The 9925-nt window shown below is 36.3% G+C and carries 8 protein-coding genes; 6 read left to right on the plus strand and 2 right to left on the minus strand.

The features are described 5' to 3' along the window. The first annotated feature begins 117 nt into the window (after positions 1–117). From nagA to AC1EJ0_RS02335, 4 genes are read left to right on the plus strand one after another with little or no spacing between them, the layout of a single operon-like run. Positions 118–1245, plus strand: a complete 1128-nt coding sequence (gene nagA / locus AC1EJ0_RS02320) for an N-acetylglucosamine-6-phosphate deacetylase (RefSeq protein WP_480022929.1) — start codon at positions 118–120, stop codon at positions 1243–1245. After that, positions 1232–2854: a phosphoenolpyruvate--protein phosphotransferase gene (ptsP, locus tag AC1EJ0_RS02325; RefSeq protein WP_480022928.1), complete on the plus strand. Its 1623-nt coding sequence runs from the start codon at positions 1232–1234 to the stop codon at positions 2852–2854. Before nagA ends, ptsP begins: the two co-directional genes overlap by 14 nt. A 9-nt stretch (positions 2855–2863) precedes the next feature. Beyond that, the gene (locus AC1EJ0_RS02330) at positions 2864–3121 is read left to right on the plus strand and encodes an HPr family phosphocarrier protein (RefSeq protein WP_480022927.1); all 258 of its coding nucleotides are present in this window, start codon (positions 2864–2866) and stop codon (positions 3119–3121) included. A gap of 51 nt (positions 3122–3172) precedes the next feature. Then, complete coding sequence (locus AC1EJ0_RS02335; protein WP_480022926.1) at positions 3173–3934, plus strand: formate/nitrite transporter family protein; 762 nt, start codon at positions 3173–3175, stop codon at positions 3932–3934. Between the two features lie 108 nt (positions 3935–4042). Here the strand turns inward: AC1EJ0_RS02335 and AC1EJ0_RS02340 are convergent, their stop codons facing one another. Then, entirely contained in the window at positions 4043–4645 is a 603-nt protein-coding gene (locus AC1EJ0_RS02340) for an S-layer homology domain-containing protein (protein ID WP_480022925.1), read from the minus strand. 203 nt (positions 4646–4848) lie between these two features. Between AC1EJ0_RS02340 and AC1EJ0_RS02345 the strand changes: the two genes are divergently transcribed. Together AC1EJ0_RS02345 and AC1EJ0_RS02350 are read left to right on the plus strand one after the other, a co-directional pair. Continuing rightward, positions 4849–7053: an S-layer homology domain-containing protein gene (locus AC1EJ0_RS02345; protein WP_480022924.1), complete on the plus strand. Its 2205-nt coding sequence runs from the start codon at positions 4849–4851 to the stop codon at positions 7051–7053. 242 nt (positions 7054–7295) lie between these two features. Beyond that, entirely contained in the window at positions 7296–8774 is a 1479-nt protein-coding gene (locus tag AC1EJ0_RS02350) for a DUF1846 domain-containing protein (RefSeq protein WP_294985810.1), read from the plus strand. Between the two features lie 90 nt (positions 8775–8864). On the opposite strand, the gene AC1EJ0_RS02355 is transcribed toward AC1EJ0_RS02350, so the two are convergent. Continuing rightward, positions 8865–9737: a DegV family protein gene (locus AC1EJ0_RS02355; protein WP_480022923.1), complete on the minus strand. Its 873-nt coding sequence runs from the start codon at positions 9735–9737 to the stop codon at positions 8865–8867. Positions 9738–9925 lie beyond the last annotated feature (188 nt).

Below are 9925 nucleotides of genomic sequence, written 5' to 3' on the forward strand. Positions count from 1 at the left end.
CCACATTTATCTAATTAAAGCTCTAGTAATCAAAAATTTGTTTGCAAAATTTGCATATTTATTGTAAAATGAATATAAGCATACTAAATTAAGTAGAAAATATCAGGGGGTGTTACTATGCTTATACAAGGAGCTAATGTTTACTGCGACGGTAAATTTATTCGAAGAGACATTGCTGTGAGTGGAGAGATCTTTACTGTTTATAGTAATGACGATATTGTTAAAGATTATTCAGATGCTTACATCATTCCAGGACTTACTGACATACACTTTCATGGAGCAGTGGGTAAGGATCTTTGCGATGGGACTAAGGAGTCTATAGAAGCAATATGCGAGTACGAAGCACAAAATGGCGTGACACAAGTCATACCAGCGACTATGACATTGGCAGATGATGAGCTTGAAAGGATATTCAAAGCAATCGGCGAATACGATGGAACTAAGGGCGCTGAGTTTATTGGCGTGCACATGGAAGGACCATATATATCCAAGGACAAGATTGGTGCGCAAAACCCTAAGTACTTAGCTATGCCGAGCCTTGAAAATTTTGACAAGTATCAAAAGCTTTCTAATAATAGAATCAAGAAGGTGACTATAGCGCCTGAAGTTGATGGAGCGAAGGACTTTATCAAAGAAAGAGCTGATGAGGTCGTTATATCCATAGGTCACACTGACTGTGACTATGACACTGCACTTGAAGCCTTTGATTTAGGAGCAAAATCAGTAACACATTTATTCAATGCACTTAATGATATCAAGCACAGAAGCCCTGGTGTGTGTGGAGCAGCCTTTGACAGCCCTGAGGTCATGGTTGAGCTCATAACAGATGGCGTTCATATACATCCATCAGTAATTAGGATGATATATGCAATGTTTGGTGACGACAGAGTTATCTTAGTATCCGACTCGATGATGGCGACAGGCTTATCAGATGGTAAGTACAGCCTAGGCGGTCAAGACGTTTACGTCAAGGGCAAGAAGGCTACACTTGAGTCAGGAACTATAGCTGGCAGCGCAAGTAATTTATTTGACTGCATTAGATATGCTTACTCAATCGGCATTCCATTCGAATCGCTTGTTAGATCGGCGGCTGTTAACTCAGCCAAAGAAGCTGGCATTTATGATAAATATGGCAGCATAAGAGTAGGTAAATATGCTAACTTTGTTGTAGTTGATAAAGATTTAAACATAATCGATGTATATATTAGAGGCAAAAAAATAGGTGAACTTAATGAAAACAATTAAAGGAACTATAGCTAATAAAGGTCTTGTTTTAGGCAAGATAAAAGTTTTTGCTGATGAAAAAATTAATATTAGCAAGGATAAAATTACTGATACAGCTAGTGAAATAGCAAAATTAGATGCAGCTGTAAAAAAATCAATTGATGAGCTTGATAAATTATTTGAAAAAGCAAAGATGGACGCGGGCGAAGAAGAGGCGCAAATCTTCGAAGTACACAAGATGATGCTTGATGATATCGAGTACCAAGACGAGATTAGACGTAATATTAATGAAGAAAAAGATAATGCAGCCTACGCCGTAAGCCTTGCTGAAGAAAAATTTTACATGATTTTTAATAGCATGGACGATGAATACTTTAGCCAAAGAGCAAAGGACATCAAAGACATTTCTCAAAGACTTATCAAAAACATCTTAGGTATTAAAAATGCTTTCGATGATGATTTTGATGAAAAAGTAATTTTATATGCAGAAGATCTTTTGCCAAGTCAAACCCTTAACATTGACAAGGAAAAACTACTTGCCATAGTCACAGTGAAAGGCTCGACGCAATCACATACGGCGATACTTGCAAAGTCTATGAACATAGCGTCGCTTGTGAACCTTGATAGTGCTTTTGATAAAGACATCGATGGCAAAACCGCCATCCTCGATGCGTATGAAGGCGAATTAATCATTGATCCAGATGAAAAATTACTAAAAGATGTTAAGGAAAGAATAGAAAAAGAAGAAAAAAGAAAATTAGAGCTTGAAAAATTAAAGACAGCCAAAGCCATTAGCAAGGACGGAACGCATATAAGTGTTTACGCAAACATTGGTAATTCAAAGGACTTACCGCTTGCTTTAAAGAATGGCGCAGAAGGCATAGGCCTATTTAGAACTGAATTTTTATATCTTGGCAGAGACTCGCTTCCGACTGAAGAGGAGCAATTCAAGGAATATAAATACGTTGCTGAGGCGATGGAAGGCAAAGAAGTCATAGTAAGGACTTTTGATATAGGAGCGGATAAAAAAGTTGATTACCTAAATCTACCTGAAGAAGAAAATCCAGCACTTGGTTATAGAGCGATAAGGATATGTCTTGACGACGAAGAATTATTTAAATCGCAGCTCAGAGCCATAATCAGAGCGTCTCACTACGGCAATATAAAAATTATGCTTCCTATGATAAATGACATTTGGGAAGTGAAAAAGGCAAAAGAGCTTATCAGAGAAATATTTGCTGAGCTTAGAGAAAAAGATATTCCATTTAACGAAGATATCGAGATAGGCATCATGATTGAGACGCCAGCGGCAGCCATAATCAGTGATGATCTAGCGAAGGAAGTAAGCTTCTTTAGTATAGGTACAAACGATTTAACTCAATACACACTTGCTGTTGATAGACAAAATGAAAAGATAGCAAGACACAGAGACATTCATCACAAGGCGATACTTAGACTTATGGAGCTGACTTGTGAAAACGCGAAGAAAAACGGCGTGAAGATCAGTGTCTGCGGCGAGCTTGGAAGCGACCCAGACTTAACTGAGTTTTACGTAAAGAATAAATTTGACAAGCTATCTGTCAATCCAGGACAGATACTTGAATTAAAAGACAGAATAATAAATTCATAGGAGGTTATCATGAAAGAATTTGAATACACAATCACAGACCCTATAGGCATACACGCGAGACCAGCTGGTCTACTTGTAAAACTACTTGCAGCCATCAAGAGCGATGTAAAAGTTGCCAAGGGAGAAAAAATTGTTAATGCCAAATCGATTTTAGGACTTATGGGCCTACAAGCAAAGCAAGGCGAGACAATTAAGTTCATAATCGAAGGCGAAGACGAAGACGACGCAGTGAAAAAGATTGAAGACTTCTTAAAAGAAAATTTATAATCTTGACTAGAAACCTCTTAGCTTGTATAATATAAGCTAGGGGGTTTTATTATGGAAAAAGAAAATTTCAGCCCAAAAGAGATATTGTCCATGACCTTAGACAATGGAGTCAAGAAGACTAAGCTAAGAGCGAGTTCACAGTTCTTCTTAGGCGTTCTAGCGGGCATGTATATAGCTATGGGTGGAGCGGCATCGACAATTGTCAATAGTCTTGGCAAAGGCTTTAATCCGCAAATAACAAGAGTATTAGTTGGACTAACATTCACCATCGGCATAGTGGCTGTAGTAGTTGGCGGAGCAGAGCTTTTCACAGGCAATATACTTATGTTTGGTGCAACGCTTGACAAAAGAACTAAGCCAGGTTCACTAATAATTAATTGGGCAAAAGTTTATTTATATAATTTTATAGGTGCACTGCTATTTGCCTGTGTAGTTTATTATTCAAATATCTTATCCGATGGCACTAAGGAGCTCTTCGTAAACATCTTTAACGCGAAGACTTCACAAGGCTTTTTCGAGCTCTTTGTAAAGGGTATTGGATGTAACTTGCTTGTGTGCTTGTCAGTTTGGCTTGCATCAGCAAGTAAAGAGATAACAGCAAAAGTATTTGCATCAGCATTCCCAGTAGCAATCTTTGTTATAGCGGGCTTCGAGCACTGCGTTGCCAATATGTTTTATTTGCCGATAGCTATGATGATTAGTGGCAGCTTTGATATGGCAGCAATGTTTCACAATTTACTTCCAGTTACACTTGGCAATATCGCAGGCGGCATGATGCTAATCACTATGTATTACTACGCTTATAAAGATTAATTAATATAGCTTTAGAACGAGTGCTTGTACGAGCACTTGTTCTTTTTTATGCATCGAAAAAGGCCAAGCAATTTGCTTGACCATGTGAATCATTTTAATTATAGTTTACTATTTTTTTAAGTTTAATACCTTTAATAGGCTGAGCGTCGAGCCCTTCTTTGGAGTCTTAAGTGCGTTAGTCGTCATCAAAGCCATCTCACCACGATTAAGAAAGTCATCAGGCTTTAGATCAAGACCATCCATAAGGCCATAAGTAACTGCGTAGTCAGAGACCATATCCCACTTTTTCGCCTCAGATGAATAATCAAGTATCCTTAAGAGTATTGCTTGATACTGCCTAACAGTTACATAGTCACCGTAGCCAAACTTGTCCTTCGTTACACCATGTATATAGCCGTTCGAAACGGCCCAGTTGATGTAAGGCAAGTAGACTTTGCTTGCACTCTTAAGATCAGTGAACTTTGTTTCGGAGCTATACTTTTTCGCTCTTTCTTCATCATTCATAAGCCTCGATAGTATAACTATGAGGTCCTCTCTCTTAAGATTCTTATCAAGCATCAAGTCGCCCGATGAGTCACCTTGTATTATATTGTATGACTTAAGCTCTTCGGCACTCTTCTTGTACTTAGTCGTTACACTCGTTGCAAATATATTTGTACTAGCAAATAAAACTAAGACAAGGCAGAGTAAGAGCATAATTCTTTTCTTCATGCATACCACTCCACTTATATTATACTACATATATAAGGCTTAATATGTTAAGTTCGTGTTACAAAACACGTTTTTTGATTGATAATTACTTAATAAAGGCAGATTTTTAACTAGATTGTAATAATTTATTCATATTTTATATGTTATAATGAGTACATAAGAAGTAGTAATTACTTATGATTAGTTATGAAAGGAGCAAAAACATGAAAAATAACTTAAAAAGAGTATTTAGTTTAGTACTTGCTATTATGCTATGTATTACATTTATACCTATGACTACAGCAAGTGCAAAAACTTTTAAAGACGTGCCTACATCACATTGGGCATACACTTACATCAACGAGATGAGTAATCAAGGATATATATCAGGTTATCCTAATGGAACATTTAAACCAAGAAAGAATATCACATTCTTAGAAGCAATGAGGTTTGCAGCTATACTTACACAATACGATGATCAAGCCTTAGCAGCTGCAAGACAAGTTTGGCAAAGCAAAGTTGTTGCACTAGGCGTTCCTAAGTGGGCACAAGACAATGTTGTTAAGTGCTTAGCAAAGGGTGTAGTTGATATGAAGACACTTGAAGCAGCTAAGAAGAACAAGATGTTTACAACAGACAAAGCAGTAAGCAGAGTTAATCTTGCAGAATACTTTGCAAAGGCTATGGGAGTTAAGTCAACTGATCCAGTTATTGCACTTCCATTTAAGGACGTAAAAGATATTCCTGAACACTTAAGAGCTCATGTAGCTGGCCTTATAGATGCAGGAGTTATTTCTCCACAAGGCGCTGGAAAAGGATATTTCTATCCAAGACAAGCAGTTAAGAGAGAACAAGTTGCTAGGATGGTTTACGCAGCACTTCAATATCAAGCGAAAAATACAAATCCAGTTAACCCTGTAAATCCAGTTAATCCAATTAACCCAGTTACACCAGTTAATCCAACACCAACAGTAGTTACAGGTACAATTAAGGAAATCTCTGTAACAGGCATCACAGCTATAATGCTAGTAAACGATAACACAGTTAATGGTAAGGTATTCTCAGTAGATGCATCAACAGTTATCACAGTTGACGGAAGCATTGGCAATATCTCAAGCTTATTAGTTGGACAAAACGTAACAGTTACAGCTAACTCAGCTTTAGGCGTAATGCAAGCTAAGTCAATCAACGCAAAGGGTGTAGAATTCAGCCTTGAAGGTGAAGTAACAAACGTTGACAACTCAAATAAAGAAATAAAGATTTCTTATACAGATAATAATAAGAACAAAGTTTCAAGAGTATTTAAAGTTGATTCTAATTCATCAATCACTATAAATAACAAAGCAAGAAGCCTTTATGATGTTAAGAATGGTTCTCAAGTTAAGGCAACTATACGTAACGACGTTGTTAAAACACTTGATGTAACAGCATCTTCAGATGATTACAAGGGTTATATAAAGAAATTAACTTCTAGAGACATCACTATAGTTTCATTAAATGGTAGAGAAAACACTTATAGAATACCAAGTAGAGATACTGACTATGAAATATATGACAGCAGATACAATTCTGGAAGATATTCTAGAGAACGTAAATTATCATATAGCGAACTAGAAAGACTTGGTTCAGTATATGTTGAAATAGAAACAGACGCTAGATATAACAATGAAGTTTCTTACATTGAAGTACGTGATGGTTTTGATAACGAATACATTGTTTATAGAAACAATGATAGAGGCAGAAACCGTGACCAATGGCAAATAGAATTATATCCAAAGGATTCAACAAATAGCTATAGAGACAGAGAAACTTACTACTATGATTACGATTTAAGAGCAGATAACTTTGACTCAAGAAGCGGCGTAAGAGTAAGAGATATAGGTGAAGGATCAAGAGTGGTTATTCTTGAAAAGGATAAAGACGTTATTAAGAAGATTATGGTTATTGATTCAAGATATAACAATGGATATTACTATGGCGATTGGGTTTATGGTAAAGTAGATTCTGTTGCAAGAGACCATTTCTGGTTGATTACAGATAAAGATAAATATGGCATTAAAATTGACTTAGGAAGAATATCTAATTCATATTTAATAGCTGGAAAATCATATTGGTTTGAAATTAAAGATGGAGTTTTACAATCAGCACCTAGAGATAGTAGACCAGATGGATATTACTATAATAAATATGACTATGATATGAAAGTAACAAGTTCAAGAAGTTTTGGACGTGAAATAGATATTACAGGTGATAGAGGTACATTTACAATTGATAAAGATACTACTATTGAAGGATTGTTTTCAAGATTCGATCAAATAAGCTCTGTAGACAATGCTCTTAGAAACTATAGTGTATCTTTTAAATTAAGAAGCAGTTCATCAAGTAGTAATGTCAAGTATATTGACACGATTAATATTTATTACAAGTAATTCAATTAAACAATTAACAAAAAATCTTAGGGCGTTTTGTCCTAAGATTTTTTTGCGTTAAAATCATTTTTGCTAAATTCATTTGCGTAAAACCATTTCCATTAATCCATTTGCTTAAAAAGCATTTTACAAAATCCATTTCCATTACAGTGGCAAATCCATTCTCAAAAATCTTCATCCATTAGCAAAATAATAATTGTAATAATCTTACTCATATGTTATAATCAAAACGAGGTGAAAAGATGAAACTAGGTTTTTCGAATGAATTATATATAAAAGAACAAAGCGACTATATCCTTAAGAGGGTTGAAAAGTTTGAGAAGCTTTATATGGAGTTTGGCGGTAAGCTTATCGGTGACAAACACGCGCAAAGAGTTTTGCCTGGTTATGATGAAGACGTCAAGACTGTTTTACTTGAGAAGTTAAAGGACAGGATGGAGGTCATCATCACTATACACGCTCAAGACATCATATCAAACAAGCTTAACAACAACACTGGCCTTACTTATGAGAGAGAGGCCATCAGACTTATCGAGAGACTTAAGGCAAAGGGTATTAAGATTAACAGCGTTGTTATCAACCGTTACAAAAAGGATGAAAATGTCGATAAATTTAAAGAATACATGGAAGCAAGAGGCATGAGGGTTTATCTTCATGACAAGACTGAAGGCTTCCCAAATGACGTTGACAAGATACTTTCTGAAGATGGTTTTGGCAAGCATCCATACATTGAGACGACTATGCCAATCATCGTGGTAACTGGTCCGGGACCTGGCAGCGGCAAGATGACTACATGTCTTTCGCAGCTATATCATGAGTACAAACGCGGTGTTAAGGCTGGATATGCAAAGTTCGAGACTTTCCCAGTTTGGAACATGCCTTTAAAGCACGAGCTAAACCTTGCTTATGAGGCGGCAACTGCTGATCTTAGTGACGTCAATCAAATCGACCCATATCATTTACAAGCTTATGGCGAGATCTCAGTAAATTACAACAGAGACGTACAAGCCTTTCCTATATTAAAGAAGATTCTTGATAGAATTATGGGTGAGGAGTTCTACAAATCACCAACTGACATGGGCGTCAATAGAATCAAGTCAGGTATCATAGATGAAGAAGTAGTTAAAGAAGCATCGAGACAAGAAATTATCAGAAGATATTTAAAGGCACTTCTTACTTACAAGATGACTAATCAAAAGAAGGACGAAGCTCAAAGAATCAAAACGCTTATGGAAGAGCTTAACCTTACTGTTGAGGATAGAAAATCTTTAGTTGCTGCAAGAAATAAAAAGGCTGAACTAATCAAGATGGGTATCACTAATTCAAATGTTACTGCTATCGAATATGAAGACACTATCATAACTGGTAGAGACGGCGAGCTTATGGACTCAGCCGCAGCTGCTGTACTTAATCTACTTAAGTATATATCGAATATACCAGACGATTTGCACTTGATAGACAAGGCGATACTTGAACCAATAAAGGAAGTCAAGGGCATAATCGAAAAGAAAGAAAGTCCTTTATTAAATGTCGAAGAGGTTTTAATCTGCTTAGCGACATCAAAGATGTTTAATCCGAGCGCCAAGCTATGTATAGACAATCTATCCAAGATAAGAAACTTAAGAGCGCACTCGACAGCTATGCTTAATCTAACAGACATAGAACTATTTAGAAAGTTAAATATAGACTTAACAAGTGATTACGTCGATACAAAATTTTAGCTAATACAAAAAAACTCCTGATCAAACGATTGGGAGTTTTTCTTTGCATAAAAATGGTCAAGCTCTTAATGAGTTTGACCAAATATAAATTTATCTTGTTTCGTCTAAGTAAGCGATGGCAACAGCACCAGGTCCCAAGTGGGCACCTATAGCTGGGCCTATCTCTCTAATGATGACATCCTTAGTATCGACTTCAGCTGATATCATTTCAAAAAGCTTTTGAGCGCCTTCAATGTTGTCAGTGTGACCAACTATTGCGTGCTTCAATACATCAGGATTCTTCTTTGCGTCTTCTATGAAAGTATTAGCTAGCTTCTTATATATCTTTGCCTCGCCGCGCACCTTATCCTTAAGAGCTAAAGCACCATCGTCGTCATCACCAAGCAGCGGCTTGATGTTTAAGACTTGGCCAACATTCTTCACGGTCTTAGAAATTCTTCCACCCATGAATAAGTAGTTTAAGTCATCAACAGTGAAGAGATGAACTACCTTGCCACTAATCTCATTAGCTCTTTTTTCAAGCTCGTCAAGTGAGTAGCCCTTGTTTTTCTTTTCAATAATATCTCTAACTATGATTTGCTCACCTATAGTCATGGACTTTGAGTTGATTGAGACCATGCGTCTTTGGGGATACTTTTCTTCAAGCATCTTAATCGCCATGCGCGATGTATCCCAAGCCGTTGTAAGTCCATAGGAAAGGCAGATGTAGATAAAGTCTTCACCTTCCTTACATACCTTTTCAAAACCTTCTAGGTACTGGTTAAGATTGATCTGACTAGTCTTAAAAATCTTACCCTTTCTCATAGCTTTATATATATCAGAGCGCTTTATATCAAGTCCGTCACGTAGGATAGTCTCCACATCATCTGTGTCAAAAACACTGACGTACAATGCTTCGAGATCAAATTCTTTTATTTCTTCTTGCGTGAAATCACTCGCACTATCAATTATAATTCTTGTCATTTTTTACCTCTCTCATACGATTAATTATAACATATAAATTTATTAAAGACAAGATAAATGTTATGCACATTTAAAGCAATTTGTACAAATAATATATTTTCAAGTCTGTTATGTGGTATAACATATGTTACAAAAACAAATAAAAAAAGAGAGGTATTCTGATATAATAGGTTTGACAACAAAAAAAC

The organism is Fenollaria sp. C0166D3, from assembly GCF_056590255.1.